The sequence below is a fragment of the Priestia sp. BR_2 genome (assembly GCF_041954005.1).
Classification (GTDB): Bacteria; Bacillota; Bacilli; order Paenibacillales; family Paenibacillaceae; genus Paenibacillus_AQ; species Paenibacillus_AQ lautus_A.
The window spans coordinates 1-19,577 of record NZ_JAVFHM010000115.1 but is presented as its reverse complement, the minus strand read 5'-3'; the positions used below and the strand labels follow the sequence as shown (position 1 = coordinate 19,577).

19 protein-coding genes and 2 rRNA genes are annotated in these 19,577 nt (G+C 51.6%); 2 read left to right on the top strand and 19 right to left on the bottom strand.

What is annotated here, in order from left to right:
- Window positions 1-39: 39 nt before the first annotated feature.
- The 17 genes from pssA to RB298_RS03705 all read right to left on the bottom strand — a co-directional run bounded on the left by pssA (window position 40) and on the right by RB298_RS03705 (window position 17,466).
- Complete coding sequence (pssA, locus tag RB298_RS03785) at window positions 40-774, bottom strand: CDP-diacylglycerol--serine O-phosphatidyltransferase (RefSeq protein WP_228468840.1); 735 nt, start codon at window positions 772-774, stop codon at window positions 40-42.
- A 49-nt stretch (window positions 775-823) separates the two neighbouring features.
- Window positions 824-1,900 carry a DNA integrity scanning diadenylate cyclase DisA gene (disA, locus tag RB298_RS03780; RefSeq protein WP_009594677.1) on the bottom strand — a complete coding sequence of 359 codons (1,077 nt, stop codon included), beginning with the start codon at window positions 1,898-1,900 and terminating at the stop codon, window positions 824-826.
- 13 nt (window positions 1,901-1,913) lie between these two features.
- Window positions 1,914-3,281 (bottom strand): DNA repair protein RadA, encoded by a 1,368-nt coding sequence (gene radA / locus RB298_RS03775; RefSeq protein WP_009594669.1) that lies wholly within the window; start codon window positions 3,279-3,281, stop codon window positions 1,914-1,916.
- 467 nt (window positions 3,282-3,748) lie between these two features.
- Complete coding sequence (gene clpC / locus RB298_RS03770) at window positions 3,749-6,205, bottom strand: ATP-dependent protease ATP-binding subunit ClpC (RefSeq protein ID WP_096777181.1); 2,457 nt, start codon at window positions 6,203-6,205, stop codon at window positions 3,749-3,751.
- Window positions 6,206-6,324: 119 nt separating this feature from the next.
- Window positions 6,325-7,389 (bottom strand): protein-arginine kinase McsB, encoded by a 1,065-nt coding sequence (mcsB, locus tag RB298_RS03765; RefSeq protein ID WP_009594672.1) that lies wholly within the window; start codon window positions 7,387-7,389, stop codon window positions 6,325-6,327.
- A 38-nt stretch (window positions 7,390-7,427) separates the two neighbouring features.
- Window positions 7,428-7,952, bottom strand: a complete 525-nt coding sequence (gene mcsA, locus RB298_RS03760) for a protein-arginine kinase activator protein McsA (RefSeq protein WP_375122059.1) — start codon at window positions 7,950-7,952, stop codon at window positions 7,428-7,430.
- A 24-nt stretch (window positions 7,953-7,976) separates the two neighbouring features.
- Window positions 7,977-8,438, bottom strand: a complete 462-nt coding sequence (locus tag RB298_RS03755) for a CtsR family transcriptional regulator (protein WP_009594675.1) — start codon at window positions 8,436-8,438, stop codon at window positions 7,977-7,979.
- Window positions 8,439-8,784: 346 nt separating this feature from the next.
- The gene (locus RB298_RS03750; protein ID WP_486045835.1) at window positions 8,785-9,501 is read right to left on the bottom strand and encodes a GntR family transcriptional regulator; all 717 of its coding nucleotides are present in this window, start codon (window positions 9,499-9,501) and stop codon (window positions 8,785-8,787) included.
- 8 nt (window positions 9,502-9,509) lie between these two features.
- Window positions 9,510-10,526, bottom strand: coding sequence for a sugar kinase (locus RB298_RS03745; protein ID WP_486045833.1), 1,017 nt, complete (start codon window positions 10,524-10,526; stop codon window positions 9,510-9,512).
- Complete coding sequence (dagF, locus tag RB298_RS03740; protein WP_096777183.1) at window positions 10,519-11,274, bottom strand: 2-dehydro-3-deoxy-phosphogluconate aldolase; 756 nt, start codon at window positions 11,272-11,274, stop codon at window positions 10,519-10,521. The genes RB298_RS03745 and dagF overlap by 8 nt, the downstream gene beginning before the upstream one ends.
- Before the next feature lies 1 nt (window position 11,275).
- Window positions 11,276-12,379 (bottom strand): DgaE family pyridoxal phosphate-dependent ammonia lyase, encoded by a 1,104-nt coding sequence (locus tag RB298_RS03735; protein ID WP_192570473.1) that lies wholly within the window; start codon window positions 12,377-12,379, stop codon window positions 11,276-11,278.
- Window positions 12,357-13,460: an amidohydrolase/deacetylase family metallohydrolase gene (locus RB298_RS03730; RefSeq protein ID WP_486045850.1), complete on the bottom strand. Its 1,104-nt coding sequence runs from the start codon at window positions 13,458-13,460 to the stop codon at window positions 12,357-12,359. Before RB298_RS03730 ends, RB298_RS03735 begins: the two co-directional genes overlap by 23 nt.
- A gap of 336 nt (window positions 13,461-13,796) precedes the next feature.
- Complete coding sequence (locus RB298_RS03725) at window positions 13,797-14,543, bottom strand: hypothetical protein (RefSeq protein ID WP_486045830.1); 747 nt, start codon at window positions 14,541-14,543, stop codon at window positions 13,797-13,799.
- Window positions 14,540-15,244: an ABC transporter ATP-binding protein gene (locus RB298_RS03720; protein WP_096777187.1), complete on the bottom strand. Its 705-nt coding sequence runs from the start codon at window positions 15,242-15,244 to the stop codon at window positions 14,540-14,542. Before RB298_RS03720 ends, RB298_RS03725 begins: the two co-directional genes overlap by 4 nt.
- Window positions 15,245-15,266: 22 nt before the next feature.
- Complete coding sequence (locus RB298_RS03715) at window positions 15,267-15,632, bottom strand: GntR family transcriptional regulator (protein WP_009594678.1); 366 nt, start codon at window positions 15,630-15,632, stop codon at window positions 15,267-15,269.
- A gap of 45 nt (window positions 15,633-15,677) precedes the next feature.
- The gene (locus tag RB298_RS03710; protein ID WP_096777188.1) at window positions 15,678-16,436 is read right to left on the bottom strand and encodes an ABC transporter permease; all 759 of its coding nucleotides are present in this window, start codon (window positions 16,434-16,436) and stop codon (window positions 15,678-15,680) included.
- Window positions 16,429-17,466 (bottom strand): ABC transporter ATP-binding protein, encoded by a 1,038-nt coding sequence (locus tag RB298_RS03705; RefSeq protein WP_486045827.1) that lies wholly within the window; start codon window positions 17,464-17,466, stop codon window positions 16,429-16,431. Before RB298_RS03705 ends, RB298_RS03710 begins: the two co-directional genes overlap by 8 nt.
- Window positions 17,467-17,642: 176 nt before the next feature.
- On the opposite strand from RB298_RS03705, the gene RB298_RS03700 reads away from it, so the two are divergent.
- Window positions 17,643-17,951 (top strand): metalloregulator ArsR/SmtB family transcription factor, encoded by a 309-nt coding sequence (locus RB298_RS03700; RefSeq protein WP_145041103.1) that lies wholly within the window; start codon window positions 17,643-17,645, stop codon window positions 17,949-17,951.
- A 2-nt stretch (window positions 17,952-17,953) separates the two neighbouring features.
- Window positions 17,954-18,664: an SRPBCC family protein gene (locus RB298_RS03695; protein ID WP_486045825.1), complete on the top strand. Its 711-nt coding sequence runs from the start codon at window positions 17,954-17,956 to the stop codon at window positions 18,662-18,664.
- Between the two features lie 405 nt (window positions 18,665-19,069).
- On the opposite strand, the gene rrf is transcribed toward RB298_RS03695, so the two are convergent.
- Both rrf and RB298_RS03685 read right to left on the bottom strand, forming a co-directional pair.
- Window positions 19,070-19,186: ribosomal RNA gene (rrf, locus tag RB298_RS03690) — 5S ribosomal RNA — on the bottom strand.
- A gap of 150 nt (window positions 19,187-19,336) precedes the next feature.
- A 23S ribosomal RNA gene (locus RB298_RS03685) occupies window positions 19,337-19,577 on the bottom strand; the annotation flags it as partial.

The following is a 19,577-nucleotide window of genomic DNA, read 5'->3' as shown; positions in this document are numbered from 1 at the left end:
ATAAATGCTTTTTATTTGGATATATGTCCTTGCATCCGTTTACCGGTCCGAAGACTGATAGGCTTCATCGGAATTGCGGTCATCTTTTTTGCGACGGTTTTTACGGTTAAGCCTGCGGAAATTCTGCTTCAAGCCGTAACCAGCATACAACACCAAAGGCACGAAGATCAGCATGGAGGTCTGCTCCGGAAAGAACACGGCTACCATCACGGCGCCAATGATGACCAAAGGCGTAAATTTAATCGCTGTTTTCGGAATGCCGATCTTTTTGAAATTCGGGTACTTGACTGAGCTAACCATGAGGTAAGAAAGCAATAGTACGGCAAAAATCATATAAGGTGCTGTAATCTCTTCATGGAACAACGCCAGGGTGGCGAGCACGCCTCCCGCTGCGGGGATCGGCAGGCCGATAAAATATCCCGGGATGCCCGGACGAACATTGAATCTTGCAAGCCGCAGTGCGCCGCACATCGGAAATATGGCGGTCACCGTCCAAGCCAATGCGGTATTAATATCCGTAAACGCTACGGTATACATAATAAGTGCCGGTGCTACGCCAAATGAAATCACATCGGACAAGGAGTCAAGTTCCTTGCCGAATTCGCTTTGGGCATTCAAGGCCCGAGCTACCCGACCATCCAGTCCGTCAAGGAGCATGGCAATGATAATCATAATGGCAGCCATACTCGTTCGACCTTCCGTCGCCAAGATGATACCAATCATTCCGAGAAACAGATTACCTAAAGTAAACATGTTCGGAATTGATTTCGTCATTTTTATATTCACCTCGTTCATGTACGTTCGAACATCGATTGTAGGGCTTTTAGATTTGTCTGTCAATGAATACTTGTTCCTGCAAGCGTTTCAAGCCTTCTTTGATGGTGCGCGCCCGAACCTCGCCGATCCCGTCTACTTCATCCAGCTCATGGATGGAAGCGGTCATAATGCTGGATAAGTCATGGAACTGGTCCACCAGGTTGCGGATGATCACATTCGGAAGGCGCGGGATTTTGTTCAAAATCCGGTAACCGCGCGGCAGTATTTCTTCCTCCGAAGCAGCGGCGGAAGCCGGGTATCCAAGAAGCCGTACGATATGGTGAATGTCCAGCAGCTCCTCATCCGTTGAACGCTTGAGCGCGAGAATGATCTCTCGGATCTTCTCCTCGCTGTACTCCCGGGCATAGTCTGCATACAGCAGCCAAGCCTCCTCCTCCATATTGCTCACAAGCTCATCCATCTGCATGCTGATCAGTCGGCCTTCGTTGCCGAGCTCGTTGATATAGCGCTTGATCTCCTTCTTGATGCGGAGCACCATCTCGACCCGCTGTATGACGTTCACGACTTCCGGGATGGTGACCAGCTCTTCGAATTCGGATGCCGAGAGGTTGGTCAGCGATTGGTTAAGCACCACGCGGTATCGCTCCAGCGTCTGTATGGCCTGATTCGCCTTGGTTAAGATGACGCCGATTTCCTTCAATGCATACCGCAGCGAGCCTTGGTACAGCGTAATAATGTTGCGGCGCTGCGAGATGGACACCACCAGCTTGCCGGTCTGCTTCGCCACCCGCTCCGCCGTTCTGTGCCGTATCCCTGTCTCGATGGAAGAGATCGAGGAATCCGGGATCAGCTGGGTATTTGCATATAAGATTCGTTTTAAGTCTTCACTCAAGATGATGGCGCCGTCCATCTTAGCGAGCTCGTATAAATAGTTTGGCGAAAAATCGCAGTTAATGGAGAAGCCGCCGTCGACAACTTCCATTACCTCCGGGCTGTAGCCTACAACGATCAGGGCGCCCGTCTTCGCCCGCAGCACGTTCTCCAGTCCGTCGCGAAACGGCGTTCCCGGTGCTACCAGCTTCAGCAAATCATTCATTTTGTCCAGTTGGCTCGTTTCTTTCACCTTCGTATGCCCCCTAATCTAACGCAACCGCTAATGCATCTGCAACGGTGTTGACTCCGATAATTTGTATTCCTTTCGGATGCTTCCATCCCTTCAAACTCTTCTCCGGCATGAGAACGCGCTTAAAACCCAGCTTCTCGGCTTCTCTTACCCTCTGCTCCGCTCTTGAAACGGCGCGAACCTCGCCGGTCAGCCCCACCTCGCCAAAAATAACGTCGTACGGCTTGGTCGGTATGTCGCGGAAGCTGGATGCGATGCTGACCGCAATGGCCAGATCCACCGCAGGTTCATCGAGCTTCACGCCGCCCGCTACGTTCAGGTAGGCGTCTTGGGTTTGCAGGTACATCCCCATCCGTTTCTCCAGCACGGCAATGATCAGGTTCATTCGGTGATGGTCCACCCCTGTGCCCATCCGGCGCGGTGACGGGAAGTGCGTCGTGGAGATGAGCGCCTGCAGCTCTACCAGAACCGGGCGCGTACCCTCCATGCTTGCAACTACGGTCGAACCCGCTACGCCCAAAGGCCGTTCGGATAAAAAGAGCTCCGATGGATTCCCGACTTCCCGAAGCCCATCCTCACCCATCTCAAAAATGCCAATCTCATTCGTCGAACCGAAACGATTCTTCACCGCGCGAAGCAAGCGGTAAGTATGATGACGCTCTCCTTCAAAATAAAGCACACAATCCACCATGTGCTCCAGCATCCTTGGACCTGCAATGGCGCCTTCTTTTGTCACATGTCCGACAAGGACGGTCGCGATGCCTTTCACCTTCGCCAGCCGCATAAAGCGGGCCGTGCATTCCCGAACCTGGGATACGCTGCCCGGCGCGCTGGTTACCTCAGGCAAGTACACCGTCTGAATGGAGTCGATGACAACGAAGCCAGGCTGTACGTTCTCAATGGCTTCCTCGATCGATTCCAGATTGGTTTCGCAGAGGACAAACAGCTCCGGGGACAGCGCCCCGAGCCGGTCAGCGCGCAGTTTGGTCTGGCGCACGGATTCCTCACCGGAAATGTACAGAACGCGAATGCCGTTCTGGGCCAGTCGGTTGGAGGCTTGAAGCAGGAGCGTGGATTTCCCGATGCCGGGATCGCCGCCGACTAGCACGAGCGAGCCCGGGACCAGCCCGCCCCCGAGCACCCGGTTCAATTCCGCAATGCCCGTCTGGATTCTGGGTTCTTTACCGCTTTCTATATTTATGATCGAAAGGGGTTTTTCTTTACTATGAAAAAGAGGGGAATTCATCCCCTGGGTCTTGATTACCGTCTCGGTCTCCTCTACCATGGAATTCCATGATTGGCAGCCCGGACATTTTCCGAACCATTTGGGCGCTTCATACCCGCATTCGGTACAGAAAAATTTCGTCTTAGTTTTTGCCATGTGAGTCTCCTTTATGTCGCGCATCATTTGTCGGATTCCGTAAAACCCTGCAAAATCAGGCATTACTCAAAGTTTACCATTTCTTATAATTCAACGTAAAGGTTAATTGGAAACTTTACGCGGGATGAAATGGATTTGTTTCAAATTTGAAGGAGCAGGGGGTGAACATGCGTTAATTGCTGCTGAAAAACCGCGTTCGCTTCGCTGCCGGATCGTTCTTGCGATCGCTGTTAAAACCAGGGAACTGGAATCGAAATCAATTTAAAGGCGACCGCTGTCGCTTCTTCAGAACGATTCCTTCCTCTCCGCTGGGTTGATACATGAGGGATCTGTTTTCGTAATATGCCATTCATCCATATAACCTCTAAGCATCCATGTATCTGCCCCATACAAAGCCTTCATCTTCCGTTAACATTTAAATCAAAAACCCCGCCGGATTTGACTCCAGCGGGGTGATGTTATTTATCTTATTCCGTTTCGGCCGATGCGGCCGTTACACCTTCACTCTTGTTCACAACCAGTTCGCCGTTCGCTTCATCGATGACAAGCGAGTCGCCCTTGGCCACATTGCCTTTCAGCAGCTCCTCGGAAAGGCGATCCTCGATGTGCTTCTGGATAGCCCGGCGCAGCGGACGGGCACCGAAGGCCGGATCGTATCCTTCCTTCGCTATGAAGGCCTTCGCCTTGTCCGTGAGTTCGAAATGCACCTCGAATTCTTTCAGGCGTTTACGCAGCTCGTCGGACATCAGCGTCACGATTTCGGCAATGTGTTTCTCTTCCAGAGAGTGGAACACGATGATCTCGTCGATCCGGTTCAAGAACTCCGGACGGAAGCTCTTCTTGAGCTCATCCATCACTTTGCCTTTCATGTTGTTATAATCGCGGCCTGCATCCGTCACGGCGGTAAATCCAAGCGTGGAGTTCTTCTTGATCGCTTCCGCTCCGACGTTGGAAGTCAGGATGATCAGGGTATTCCGGAAATCCACCACGCGGCCCTTCGAATCGGTCAGGCGTCCGTCTTCCAGCACTTGAAGCAGGATATTGAATACTTCAGGGTGCGCCTTCTCGATTTCATCGAGGAGGACAACGGAATACGGCTTGCGGCGCACTTTCTCGGTCAGCTGACCGCCTTCCTCGTAGCCGACATATCCCGGAGGCGCTCCGACGAGACGCGACGTGGAATGCTTCTCCATGTACTCGGACATGTCGATTCGCACGACCGCATTCTCATCTCCGAACATGGCCTCGGCAAGAGCTCGTGCCAGCTCGGTTTTACCTACCCCGGTAGGACCCAGGAAGATGAAGGAGCCCATTGGGCGCTTCGGATCCTTCAGTCCTGCGCGTGCCCGGCGAACCGCACGGCTTACGGCCTTGACGGCTTCCTCTTGGCCGATTACGCGGCTGTGAAGGATTTCTTCCAGATTCAGAAGACGCTCGGTCTCTTCTTCCTTCAGTTTATTGACGGGAATACCGGTCCAGTTGGCGACAACGTCGGCGATGTCCTCCGGCGTTACCTCGGAATCGGTACGTCCTTGTTTTTCTTTCCATTGGTTCTTCGTGACTTCGAGCTCCTCGCGAAGCTTCTGCTCCGTATCGCGCAGCGCTGCCGCTTTCTCGAATTCCTGGCTTTGGACGGCCGCGTCTTTCTCCTTGCGGATGTCCTCCAGATGCGCTTCCTGATCTTTCAGATTTGGCGGTATGGTATACGTATGAAGACGAACTTTCGAACCGGCCTCGTCAATCAGGTCAATCGCTTTATCCGGCAGGAAGCGGTCCGTAATGTAGCGGTCGGACAATTTCACGGCCTGTTCAATCGCTTCGTCGGTAATTTTCACACGGTGATGCGCTTCGTAACGGTCACGCAGACCGTACAGGATCTGAATGGCTTCCTCCGGCGACGGTTGATCCACCGTGATCGGCTGGAAGCGGCGCTCAAGTGCAGCGTCTTTTTCAATGTATTTGCGGTATTCGTCCAGCGTGGTAGCCCCGATGCACTGAAGCTCTCCGCGCGCCAATGAAGGCTTAAGGATGTTGGAAGCGTCAATGGCTCCTTCTGCTCCGCCTGCGCCGATCAAGGTATGCAGCTCATCGATGAACAGAATGATGTTGCCGGCTTGACGAATCTCATCCATGATTTTTTTCAGGCGGTCCTCAAACTCGCCGCGGTATTTCGTACCCGCTACGACTGAGCCCATATCCAGCGTCATCACGCGTTTGTCGCGCAGCGTCTCCGGAATTTCATTGTTAATGATGCGCTGTGCCAAGCCTTCCGCGATCGCCGTCTTACCTACTCCCGGTTCACCGATCAGTACCGGGTTGTTCTTGGTCCGGCGGCTAAGCACCTGAATCACGCGCTCGATTTCTTTGCTGCGGCCAATGACCGGATCCAGATTGCCTTCCTTGGCAATGGCGGTCAGATCCCGAGCGAGACTGTCCAATGTAGGCGTGCTCACGTTCTGCGGCGTGCCATGATGGCTAGACACCGCTTCGCTGCTGCCCAGCAGCTGCAGCACCTGTTGACGGGCTTTGTTCAGGCTGATGCCCAGGTTGTTCAGCACGCGTGCCGCAACCCCTTCGCCCTCGCGAATCAACCCCAGCAGAATATGCTCGGTTCCCACATACGTATGGCCAAGCTTACGGGCTTCGTCCATGGAGAGCTCAATCACTTTTTTCGCTCTAGGCGTGTAAGCAATGTTGGTTGGCTGCTCCTGTCCGCGTCCGATTAATGTCTCCACTTCGTCCTGGATTTTCTCAAGACCAAGTCCAAGTCCGATCAGCGCTTTGGCTGCAATGCCGTCTCCCTCACGAATAAGTCCAAGCAGGATATGTTCTGTGCCGATATTGTTGTGACCCAGGCGTACCGCTTCTTCCTGAGCCAATGCAAGCACCTTTTGTGCGCGTTCCGTAAATCTGCCAAACATCATAGTATTGCACCTCCACGTTTCAATTAATATATTGAACCTCGCGGATTTCGGTGTATCGCCGGCTAAGACGTTTATACCGTCATCCAACTGTAAACCGAGAAATAATAACTAACGACTTCTTAACGGTTGCCCAATGTCTCGCGAATGAGCTTAGCCCTGTACATATCGCGTTCGGAAGGATTCATGCCCTCTCCATAGGTCTTCTGGAGAAATCCCGGCTGCGTCTTCACGTTCAGCTCGTTCATGACCGGAATTTCCGGCCCTTCCAGCAGGCCGAGATCCACGCCTAGCCGAACATCGGACAAGCGCTGAGCCGCTTCCTTGGAATCCATGACCGCTGCATAGGACAGGATGCCGTATGAACGCATGACCCGGTCCGTGATACGGAGCTTGGATTCACTGAGGAGCCGCGCCCTGGCATTCTTCTCGTGCTCGATGATCTGCAGGGCCACGCTGTGAAGATTCTCGATGATCTCCGACTCGGTTTGCCCGAGCGTAATCTGATTCGAGATTTGAAACAGGTTGCCTAAAGCTTCGCTGCCCTCGCCGTAAATTCCTCTAACGGTCAAGCCTACCTGCGATACGGCCGAGAGAATCCGATTGATCTGCTGCGTCATGACGAGCGCGGGCAGATGCATCATGACCGAAGCGCGAAGGCCGGTGCCGACATTGGTCGGACAGCTCGTTAGGTAACCCCTTTTGTCATCAAAAGCATAATCGATCTCGGATTCGAAAATATCATCCAGCGCCGTCGCGCGGCTCCATGCCTCCCGAACCTGAAATCCGGGATACAGACACTGTATGCGCAGGTGATCCTCTTCATTGATCATAATGCTGACGGATTCATCTTCGGTAAGGATGACGGCACCGTTCCGGGATTCATTAGCCAGATTGGGACTGATCAGATGCTTCTCGACGAGAACCTTCTTATCCAGCTCATCAATCTCACTTAATTTAATTACATGCAAATGCCCGAAATCCTGCAAATCCTCCTTATCCTTTAACACATGGGTCAGGCGCTCTAGCACTTCTCCCGACTGCTGATCCGTTGCGAGCAGCGGGAAAGGAAGATGCTGCAGGTTGCGCGCCACCCTCACGCGGGTGCTGATGACAATGTCGGAATCCTGACCGTTCCCGCGCATCCACTCGCTCAGCGCCGAATCGGTAAACCGGAGATTAGACATCACGCATTCCTCCTACTAAAGTGCAAAATGTAACGATCTTATCCCTGAGCAATGTTACGCTCCAGCTCGCGGATTTGGTCCCGGATCTCGGCAGCCGCTTCAAATTCCTCCTGCAGGATCCTCATTTGAAGCTCCTTTTTAAGCTCATCGATCCGGCGTTTGATCTGAATCCGGCCGCCGGTACGCTTCGGCACTTTGCCCACATGGGAAGTTCCCCCATGGACTCGCTTGAACAACGGATCCAATCGATCCGAGAAATATTTATAACACGCGCTGCAGCCGAACCGGCCAAGCTTGCTGAACTGGGAATACGTCATGCCGCATTCCTCGCATTGCAGCGTCTGGGCCGTTTTCGCACCGGGGGTCTGGCCCTTGCCTGAAGGATCCAGATCCAGCAGGCCTGACAGCAAACTGTGTATAGAAAAACCATTCGACGTACCGGGGATCAATTCCCCTTTTTCGCGGGCACAAGTTTCACAAAAGTGAAACTCCGTTTTCTCCCCGTTCACAATTTTGGTGAAATGAAGTGTCGCCGGCCGTTTACCGCATTCTTGGCATAACATACTCCGATGCCTCCTTACACAGACTCACTTACCTAATAAAGAAATCAGCATCGCCTTCATAATCCTTGCGCGCAGCTCATCCCGATAAGGAAGCTTCACATTCAGGCATTCCCTTGAAACGGCGGCCCGCATCAGGCTGGCCTCCCGCTTCGTCAAAAACCGGGATTCCTCCAGCTGGTAGATCAAGCCTTCCGCTACCGTCTGGTCAATCATGCTGCCGATGGTATGATGAAGGTGCTGCTGGAGTGCAGTATGCTGGGGAAGCTCGATACGCTGGATGCGGATGTATCCGCCCCCGCCGCGCTTGCTCTCGACAAGAAAGCCCTTCTCCAGCGTGAACCGTGTGCTGATCACGTAATTGATCTGGGAAGGAACGCAAGAAAATTGCTCCGCCAAATCGTTGCGTTGAATTTCGACGGTTCCTTCCGGACTTTCCTGCAAAATGCTCTTCAGGTATTGTTCGATAATATCAGAGATATTACGCATGGTCTGTTCATCCTCCACTGTTTGAAACGTTAAGACGGATAGTGATCTTACACGTCCGCACAGAGCCTTGCTTATACGTTGATTAACCATAATCAAAATCAGCGAACCCTCTCGTTGACTTTGACTTTCTTTGACTTTGATCTCATTATAGCACATTTTTTCATTTTGCCAAGAGGGTACTTCTCAAATGTTCGCGCTATGCCTGTATTCTTATTGTACCCACTTCTTCGATCGCTTATAGCCCTTTTCCGAAGAACAATTCAACCGAAGGAATAAAAAAAGAAGCAGCCAACGTTCCGGATTAAAACCGGTCTCTTGGCCACTTCTTCCTGTCGTTTTCTGTATCTTAAGCATCATAACTGATCAAATAATGCTGCAGCTCCGTATTGTAATACCCGATGCTGTATTCAATGATGCTGCCCGTCTGGTCGTAGGAGGATCTCAACCGCTTCAGTAACGGGGTCCCGGCGCTCACTTCCAGCAGCGAGGCAATCTCCTCATTAGCCACGGTCGCCAGGAAACGGTCCCGGAAATTCTCCAGCGTGATTTGACTCTCCTCGATACGTTCATACAAGGACGGCAGTTCGCTTGAATCGAACTCCTCCCCCATGTCCACCAGGGACGATACGTAATGGGTGTAGTAGATAAACGGGCTCCCGTCCAGCAAATACAGCCGCTCGATCAGCAGGCACCGCTCACCGAATTTCAGGAACAATTCGCTATCCGGTTCATTGTGCACCCATTCCGTCTTCAGATGGCGCTTCCGGATCTGGTGGCCCTCTTCAACCAAAATCTCGGTAAACAGCTTCCCCTTGGACAGCTTGGAAAAGGACGTGTTCCGGGTCACGATCGTTCCCACACCGCTCCGCTTCTCTACATACCCTTCCTGGTACAATTCCTGGATCGCATTGCGAACCGTCATTTTGCTGACGTTAAATTCCTGTTCGAGCTGCGGCTCGGAAGGAATATGGGAACCAAGTGGATATACCCCATGCAGAATCCGATCTTTAATGATCTTCTTGATTTGCAAGTATAATGGACCGTTCTTCCGCGTGATCGACATGCTTCCTCCTACCTTTCCACGTCAGACATATGATGACTCATCGCCTGAAGCACTTCGCGTTCGTTTGCCGTCGGCGTATCTCCCGTTACGGTATGGGCAAGCATCGCCGCCGCTGCGGCAAAATCAACCGTCCGGCCCGGCTCATATCCCTCCGAGATCCCATGAATCACACCGCTGGCATAGGCATCGCCCGCCCCGATGCGGTCATGAACGGAGAACGTCAACGTTTGGGAAAAATGAAACGCTCCATCCGTGTAAAGATAGCCTTGCAGGGAATGGGTATTGTCCCCGTTGATCTTGCGGTGGGTACCCGACGCAACCGTAATATTATACTTCGCCGCCACCTTCGGAATCAACTCCTGCAGCTGTTCGTGCCGATCCTCCCGGGTGGTTTCCATGCCAAGGATATGGATGGCATCCTTCTCGTTCATGAAGACGATATCCGCCAAAGACAGCATTTCCTCGTAGTGCGGCTTGGCGAAATCGTAGCGGTCCGCGCCCCATAAGGAAGGACGGTAGTTGCAGTCGAACACAACCGTTCCGCCGCTTTGCTTGACCTTGCGAGCCAAGACCTTCATCTGGCCCCGCACGGTGTCGTTCATGGAAAGGGTGATGCCGCAAAAATGGATCATGTCGATCTTTTCGGCAATCGCATCGAAATCGTACATGTCATCCTCCGCCGTATTAAAGCTGCTGCCAAGGCGATCCGTATAGGTCACGCGACCGGGTCTAACGCCAAACCCATTCTCCAGAAAGTACATGCCGACATATTTGCCCCCGCGGCTAATGAGCGATGTGCCGATCCCAAGCTTGCGCAGATATGAGATCGCCGCTTCGCCAAGCGGGTTGTCCGGAAGCGTGCTGACGAGGTAGCCGTCATGGCCAAACCTTGCCACGGCCGACGCGATGTTGACGCCCGTCCCGGAAAAGGAATAGTTCAGGTGGCTCGCTTGTGCCAAGGAAGCATACCCTGGTACTTGAAGACGCATCATCACTTCGCCAAATGCAGCGATCGTCTTAGGCATATTGATCAACCAGCGCTTTTAACTTAAGGTGCAGCTCTTGCACGTCGCTAATGATCGTATCCCCGCTGGCCGAGTCGATGATCGAGGAGTATACGTGAGGGATGACCTGCTGTACTCCTGCCTCGAACGCGATGCGGACGATGGCTTCAAAATTCTCTTTATCGATTCCGCCCGTCGGCTCTAACGCGAATCCTTCCTCCGCGCATGCCTTCGCTACCGCACGATACTCCTCTTCCAGCTTCAAGCCCTGCATCGGGAAATACTTCAGTGCGTTGCCGCCCATATCGCGTACAAGCGCGATTGCCGATTTTACGGGGACGACGGCTTTGTCCGATCCGGCAGCGCTCACCGGTCCGGTAGATATGTTCACGTAGCCCACTTGTCCCGAAGGGGACACGAGGCTGTTGATCCAGCTTTCTTCGCCGCCCAGGTTGGCACGGGTTGCACCGACCGCCGGAAACACCTGATTGATATGCGTGCCCGGGTAGCTCTTCACGATCTCCGCGACCACCGCCGCTTGACGGTTATCGCCGGCGCCCAAGCCGATGGATACCGCATCCTCGATGACGGCCCCGTACTCCTTCATCGCGATGACGGCTTCCTGCGCATTCGGGTAATTTTTCGACAATACGCCGACCAGCACATGCCCTTCCGAAGCTTCGAATATTTCCTTCGCATTCTGAATGCTGCCTGCAAGAACGTTTAATGCCGCGCGGTTTCTGTAAAGACGTTTCTCCATGTTTGCCATCTTAGTTTCCCCCTGCAATCTGCTGTATTCTCGTTATAATGACTTGCAAATCATCGCCGGAAAGCGAGCGAGGATCGATATCAAAATACCCCTGGCGTACGCCGTAATCCCGGGTATACACCGCAATGTCGCCTTCGCGCAGCTGATCGTTCATGGATTTGGCGCTTACCCCTGCCGCCTCCTCATTGACCTTCACGCGTCCCCGGAAGATCGCTCTTCCCGCTTCGTCCTGCACGATCGTAACCTCAATGCCCGGCAATTTCGATAAGGACTTCATTTCCTCCAGTGCCGCCTTCTCCAACTCGCTCTTATCTTCCTTCACCATATACTCATCCAGCGCCTGAAGCAATCCAAACGTCGTTTCCTTGCCGACCTTCATGCTCCGCCCAATGCCATGCAGCTGCGCCTTCACCCACTCCACGTATTGGCGCTTGCCGCCTACTATACCGGAGGTCGGACCTTCGATTGCCTTAGAACCGCTGTAAATAGCCAGATCTCCGTACTTCACATACTTCTGGATATCCTCCTCGGCAGCGGCATCCACGATCAGCGGTATTCCATGTGCCTGGGCCACTTCTGCCGCTTCTTCCACCGAAATCATGTTTTTCTGCACGCAGTGATGGGACTTCACGTATAAAATGGCAGCGGTCCGTTCATTTATCGCCTCTGCGATATGCTCCTTACGCCCTTCGTTGGCGTACCCTACCTCTACGACCTTGCCGCCTCCGAGATAAACCATCGTTTCGACGGGAGCTCCATACTGCACATTATGCCCCTTAAACAGGATGATCTCGTTCTTCGCAATCGGCTCCTGATGCAGTCGGTCACTGCGCCGGCGATTGCCCTCGGTGACGATTCCAGCCACGGATAGAGCGATGCCGCTGGAAGCCGAATTGACGACAACCGCCGCTTCGGAGCCGAGAATGCGCGCCATGTAATCGCCTGCTTTATCTACCAGATCCGCGATTTCCACGTAACTCTGTCCACCGATCCGCATGGCTTCCATGACGGTATCCGTCGGTGCCGACACACCAAGAATGCTCATGCGCCCGCTGGCGTTCACCACGCGTTTCAACCCGTATTTAGCATGTAATGAATGATCCATTGACTACCACTCCTTTGGCTTCGATATATCGGTCAGCGATTCGGGTCTCCCCTTCGGAATCGGTCAAACTCATCGGTCCCTGCCGCACCGCGAACAGGGTAAGGTGGGCAGCGTCGCCGACTTGAATTCGGCCCAGCTCCGGACGGCCCAGCCATGCGGCTGCATGGTCCGTTACCGCAGCGACCACTTCCTGCAAGCCGTATCCTAGATACAGAAACTTACTCATGACATTGGCCAGGCTGTACACCGGACCATGGATGCGATTGCCGCGATAAATATCGGTGCTGATCGTATCCGGCTTAATCCCTTGGGCTTTTGCATACTCCGCCACCAGGAACGAGAAGCTCGCCGTACCATGGCCGACATCCAGATGAACGCCGCGGGCAATCGCTTCGGTCAGGGCAGGAATCGGCTTTCCGCCCGAATCGAATAAATTGTTGGCTTTCCCGTTCAAATAATGAGTGATTATGTCGTCCTTCTGAAGCAGCTCCAGCACTTCCTCAATCACAGGAGGCCCTGATCCGATATGAACCATCAGCGGCAGGGCCGTTTTCCCGGACAGTTTCCTTGCGAGTCGAAGCGGCTCTACGCCATTGTCCTTCACTACGCTTTTGCTGATTCTTGCCTTGAGCCCGATGATCAGGTCAGGATACGTCAATACCGCTTTTGCTGCCTTCTCGGGATCGATCCATTCCAAACTGGAAAGCTCGTCGATCCGCTGAAGTCCAATATGGGAAATATTCAAAAAAGCAAACACGTTTGTCTTGGCCCTGGCAACCTCGGCTGCCAATTCTCCAATCGTATCCGCGCCGCAGCTTCCTGCATCGATAATGGTGGCGACGCCTTGCTGAACGCCGATCTCGTCGATGGCATCGCCGTAGGGCTCCAGCTTGGCGACCGCATGGACGTGCATATCGATCCAACCGCTGGACACATATAATCCCGTACCGTCAAAACCGTTGTCACCCGATGCCGTATTCGCATCCGTTATTTCGGTAATGAACCCGTTCTCCATGACAATGTCAAAAGGCTTCTCATCATCCACCGTCTGTACGTTGCGCAAAACAAAACGCTGTTCCAAAATCTTCATCGTTTCACCCCTTCAGCCTTGCCGGACCAGCCTTAAATCCTCTTCAGTACCTGCCGATTTGCATTGCTTTATCTTAATACCATGGTTATAGCATAGCACAGAACATCCTGAACGTGAATATAACGTTATAATGTTTAAATCATATTTCGAATTTTATCCGCTATCTCTTGCCTATAAATTGGAGTCCATGGATTGATAGCGGCATACTGCTAAGGTTCTAGTTCTGTGTTCCTAGCGGTTTTCCTTCTCGATTCATACCAAAGAAACTGCCTTGGATAGGCAGTTTCTTTGGTCCGTTTATAGTATTAAATCCTCATATTCCTTAAGTTAAACCTCAACCTTCCGATCAACGAGATACACCGTGGCATATAGGATCAAGGCCGCCACAATGACCTCAAAAGCAAATGCGCCCCATGCTAACGTATACTGCGCGGCAGATACGGTGAAATCAGCCTCATTCTCGAAGGAAATGGTCGCCATCGGGCCAACCCATGCTGCCTCTTCTCCGAAGAACAGCTGGCTGATCCAGGACAGGACATTATGCAATACAAAGAACACCAGAATGCCGATCCATACGCTGCCTTTCTTCGTGATGCTGTTGGCCACGGCAATGGCAAAAAATATCGTAATCATCAGGAAGATGAATTTCCATGCCGTCAACAGGGCGAGACCTACATAATACATAACAGGATAATCGGAAAAACGGATCATTTCCCATGGGATGCCGGCAACGTTCCAGTAGTACCACAAATGCAGTGCCATCAGTAGGCACAGCGCCAGTAAACTCGCGCACGCCAGAATGAGGGAGGAAATCACGCTCCAGACGGAACGGACGGGGAGCAGACGCCGGTGATATGCCTTGATGTTATAGCCGAAGTTCTTGCCAGTGACCACAAGGAGCAAAACACTCACAGAGCCATAAGCCAGCATGCTTAAACCGAAACTCAATCCTAGCTCCCAATCTCTTATCGAACCTGTCACCGTAATCGCGATCTGCACGATAAGAAGAATCGCAAAAGCGCCGAGCAGCGTGGTCGAGTTTCTCTTCCAGTCGTATTTCAGCAGTCTCATCATTCCGCATACACCTCTTTAAACATCTCATCTATGCTTTTTCCGTGTTTTAGGCGGATGTTCTCCACTTCATCATGCATGGCAACCTCGCCGTTACGAATGAAGATCACTTCATCAAATATCCGTTCGATGTCCCGGACAAGATGAGTCGAAACTATGATGCTGCTGTCCTCGTTGTAGAATTCAACGATGGCATCCAAAATTTTTCCACGGGCTACGGGATCCACCCCGCCGATGGGTTCATCCAGCATATACAGCTTCGCTTCGCGGGACAAGGCGAGCGTTAACTGCAGGCGCTCATTCATCCCTTTGGACAGGGAGCTGATGCGATCATTGGTCTTTAAATTCATGAAGTCCAGCATTCTGTTTGCCTTCTCTACATTAAAATCCTCATAAAAATCCTTGAAGTACGCCACCGCATCCGAGACCTTCATCCAGGATTCTGTCATCGGCCGGTCCGGCATGAAGGACACGCTGGCTTTGGTCTCCAGCCCCACGGGTTTGCCGTTCACGTAAACGGCACCTGCCGTAGGCTGGATCAAACCGGCCGCAATCTTCATCAGCGTGCTCTTGCCGCTGCCGTTGGTACCCAGCAAGCCGATGATTTTGCCTCCGCTGATATCCAGATTGACATCATGCAGCGCTCTGCGTTTACCGGCATACGTTTTGGTCACGCTTCGTACCTGTAACAGATTTTCCACCATGGTCTCACCTCCGCTTTTTGGATCATGGCTGCTTCACAGCATCTTCCACGATCGTAATGATATCCTGATCTTTAAAGCCGAGCTCCTGCATGCCGCGTATAAACCGTTCCAGCAGATCGCCGGCCATTTCTTTTTTGATTTCCATGATTTTCGATTCCTCGCTTGTTACGTATCGGCCCAATCCCCGCCGCGTCTCCACAATACCCTCACGCTCCAATTCCTGAAAAGTTCGCTGCACCGTGTTTGGATTTATTTGAAGCTCACTCGCTAATTCTCGAACCGATGGGATTTTATCACCGGGCAAAAGTTTGCCGATGATGATTTCTTTCTTCAGATACGTCATGATCTGTAAATAGATCGGCAGATTATTGTCAAATTCGATACTCACTGTCGGGTTGCTCCTTTCCGCCGCTCTACCTCGAACTCAGGCTCCTTATGCGACATCCCGTTTTTTAAACGTAACAAAGCCTGCCGCAAGAAACAAGAGGAGATATACAGCGAGCACAATAATTGAGAACGTTAAGCTCATGCCTGGTACCGGGGAGCTTGCGCCACCGCTGTACAGGGAAAGATCCACATTCAGGAACAGCAGGTATTTAGACCAGGAGTAACGCGCAAGCAGCTGTACCACCATGCTTTCCATAATGACCATGAACATGCCGATACCGATTGCAGGACCGGTGGATCTCGTTAGAATGCCTACCATAAAGGTTAGCGTTACATAAACGATCGTATACACCAGGTTGTTCACTGCTCCAATGAGCACATCGCCAAGCGTAACGGAGCCGACATCCATGCCGAACGTAATTTGGCCGGTCAGCACGGCTACAGCAAACATGAAGGCCACCAGTGTTAAGATGTAAATCAATACGGCCACATATTTCGATGCCAAAATTTTGGAGCGGCTCTGTGCACGTATAAGCAGCAATTTGATCGTTCCCATGCTGTGTTCCTTCGCTACGGCTCCTGCCGTCACAACAATGGCAAGCAGGGTCAGCACTTGCCCCATTCCCTTGGTGGTTACAGCGATCTGGGCAAATTCATAGCCGGTGCTGCCGCCATTGGAAAATTTAAAGAGCAAGAACGCCGTGAAGATCACCATTCCAGCCAAAAGCGCATATGGCAAGAAGAAGCTGCGTTTCTTAAACATTTTGAGCCATTCGTTCCAGACGAGATTTCCAAAGCTACGCAATGCGGTTGCCTCCTGTCCATTTCAAGAATTCTTCTTCAAGCGACGACTTCATTTCTTCCACCCGGTAAATCCGTACGCGTGCATCGCACAGTAACTGGATCAGCGTGGGTATATCCTCTTCGTGAAGTTGAAGGGTAATCATCCCCTCCTCCACTGAGGAGTTGATCAGAATGATGTCTTTGAGATGTTGAACCGTTTGTTCCGCCATGGCTGTATCATTTACGCGGAGACTTACCGTCGTTAACTCTTCATTCGCGACCGTCCCCCCGATCGAGCGCTCAGTGACGAACTTGCCTTCCTGGATGACAACCACGCGGCTGCACATCAGCTCCATCTCCGACAGCAGATGGCTGGATACGAGAATGGCAATCCCCTCATCTCTGGCGATTTGTTTCAAATAATCCCGCATCTCGCGAATACCGGCAGGATCCAGGCCGTTCGTCGGCTCATCGAGAATAAGGATGGACGGATTGTGGAGCAGAGCCTGCGCGATTCCTAATCGTTGGCGCATACCAAGGGAATAAGCACGAACCTTCTTGTGTATGGCGTCCTGCAGCCCGACAAGCTTGACAACCTCCATGATTCTTGTGATCGTCACTCCCTCGGACATTCGCTGATACTGTCTCAAGTTGTCATAACCGCTCATGTACGGATAAAATTCCGGATTTTCGATGATGCCCCCGATATGACGAACGGCTTGAACGAAGTCCTTCTTGATGCTATGTCCCTTTACCAGTACATCGCCTTGGCTCATATCGATCAACCCAACAATCATTCGAATGGTTGTTGTTTTGCCCGCGCCGTTCGGTCCAAGCAAACCAACGATTTCACCTCGATGAATGTCAAAGGATAGCTTGTCGACGATGTTCTTCTTTCCAATCGTCTTGGTGACCTGTTCAACGGTCAGAACGACTGGACCTTGCTTGGCATTCTTCCTCTCCGTAGAAACTGAAGCATGTAATTCGTTCTTTAAATCCGTTGCAGCATTCTCTATATTTGTTGCCATTTCATTTGAATCGTTTCCGCTCATCTATTTGTTCCACTCCTTTTTGTATCGGTGTTATAGTTAAATAGTACACTAGTGTCTTGGTTGTGTAAAGCCCTTTTTCGTTTAAAATTCGTATTGACTTTCAGAGGTTGGAAAATTATATTAACTCATTCATATAACCAAAAGGTTATATTTTGGAGAGATGGGGGATTCCAACCATGAGTGATATGTACCGCGCCATTTCCGATCCCATCCGAAGGAAAATCCTAAATATGGTCGCTCATCAAGAACTCCCTCAGCTGGAGATCGTGAAGGCATTTCATATCTCACAGCCCGCCGTAAAAAAGCATCTTGCTATCTTGCTGGAAGAGGAGCTATTACTAGAGCGAAGGGAAGGCAAGTATTGCTACTACCGATTGAACACCCCGACTTTTCAGCGGGGGTATGCGGAGCTTCAACAAGAGCTTGGCTCTATTCTGGAGAATAAGTTAAGCAGACTTAAACAATATCTTGAGGAGGACTCATAAGAATGGACTCTATTTTTAACCATGTTAAGCGGGAGATTGTCATCCGTACAACACCCGATCGTGTATGGAAAGCCTTGACCGATCCGCAAGAACGCAATCGATGGGAGACTCGCCATTGTGAGATCGATCTGAAGGTCGGCGGTCAAGTCTCTCTTGATTACGGCTGGGGCGTATCCTATAGCGGCACGATTGAGGAGCTTACGCCTTACTGCAAACTCACGCTCAAGGGAGAAGACCAGGAGCTTACCATTTGGACCATTGAACCACATACAGAAGGCACCTTGGTCCGCATCGAGTATACAGGATTATGGTCCAATGAGCGGGAGTATATGATGATGGATAACATGGCCTTCGGTACATACCGATTCATGCGGAATATGGAGAGCGTGCTGGAGACTGGCCAAGATATCCGATCTACTTTCTGGTCCAGCTGGATCGGCATGAATCATTATACATACCGTCGTGACGGCATAGAGGGCGTCAAAGTCGTTGAGGTGTTTGCCCACACGCCAGCAGACGGTGTCTTAGAGGAAGGCGATATCATTACGAGTGCGGCTGGCCAGGTCATTCGCAGTTATGATGAGCTGGAAGATCATGTCACATCGATGAAGCCTGGCGAGCAGGTTGTCATCGGTTTTATCCGACATGGCAAACCTAGCAGCGTTACACTTACGGTGCTTCCTTATGGACAGAGGAACGTGGTTGAAGCATAGAACATGAAGTTCAATCAGTAATGATGTACGCATGGGCAGCAGCAATCCAAGAACGGATCGCCACCGTCCGCAGAGAGAACACAGAGTGTGCATGATGTATATGAAGATACAAGATGTTTGCTTGCAAGCGAGGGCAATTTCTCATGATACTTTTGTTAGTTCCAAATGAAATCAAAAAGACGATCCCTGCAGGATCGCCTTTTTGATTTTTGAATCTGTTGTTTAAAGAAAAAAAACAACTCCCTGTCAAGTACAGCTTCATTGTCGATACCCGTCTTAGTAACCATCTCCGTCCGCTTTCTTGGAGTTTTACCCATCGCGTATCAAGGGGCAGCATCCCCAAATTATCTGCATATAGGAAAAAGACCGCTATCGATTACTCGATAACGGCCTTTATGGTTGTTCGCTTGGCGACGTCCTACTCTCCCGGGACCCTTCGGTCCAAGTACCATCGGCGCTGGAAGGCTTAACGGTCGTGTTCGGTATGGGAACGCGTGGAACCCTTCCGCCATCGCCACCAAACGGTTCAGATGTTTGATCACCTGAAAACTAGATACGAAACGATATTTGCAGCACATTAGACTCCGTAGCATTCACCCGATGTGGTATCGGGGTCCCCGAAAAGTATTCGGCATCTGCTTCAAAGCTTTGCTTCACTTTTTGGGGTATTTTTTGGATAAGCCCTCGACCGATTAGTATTGGTCAGCTCCATGCATTGCTGCACTTCCACCTCCAACCTATCTACCTCGTCGTCTTCAAGGGGTCTTACTAATTGGGAAATCTCATCTTGAGGGGGGCTTCACGCTTAGATGCTTTCAGCGCTTATCCCGTCCGTACGTAGCTACCCAGCCATGCTCCTGGCGGAACAACTGGTGCACCAGCGGTACGTCCATCCCGGTCCTCTCGTACTAAG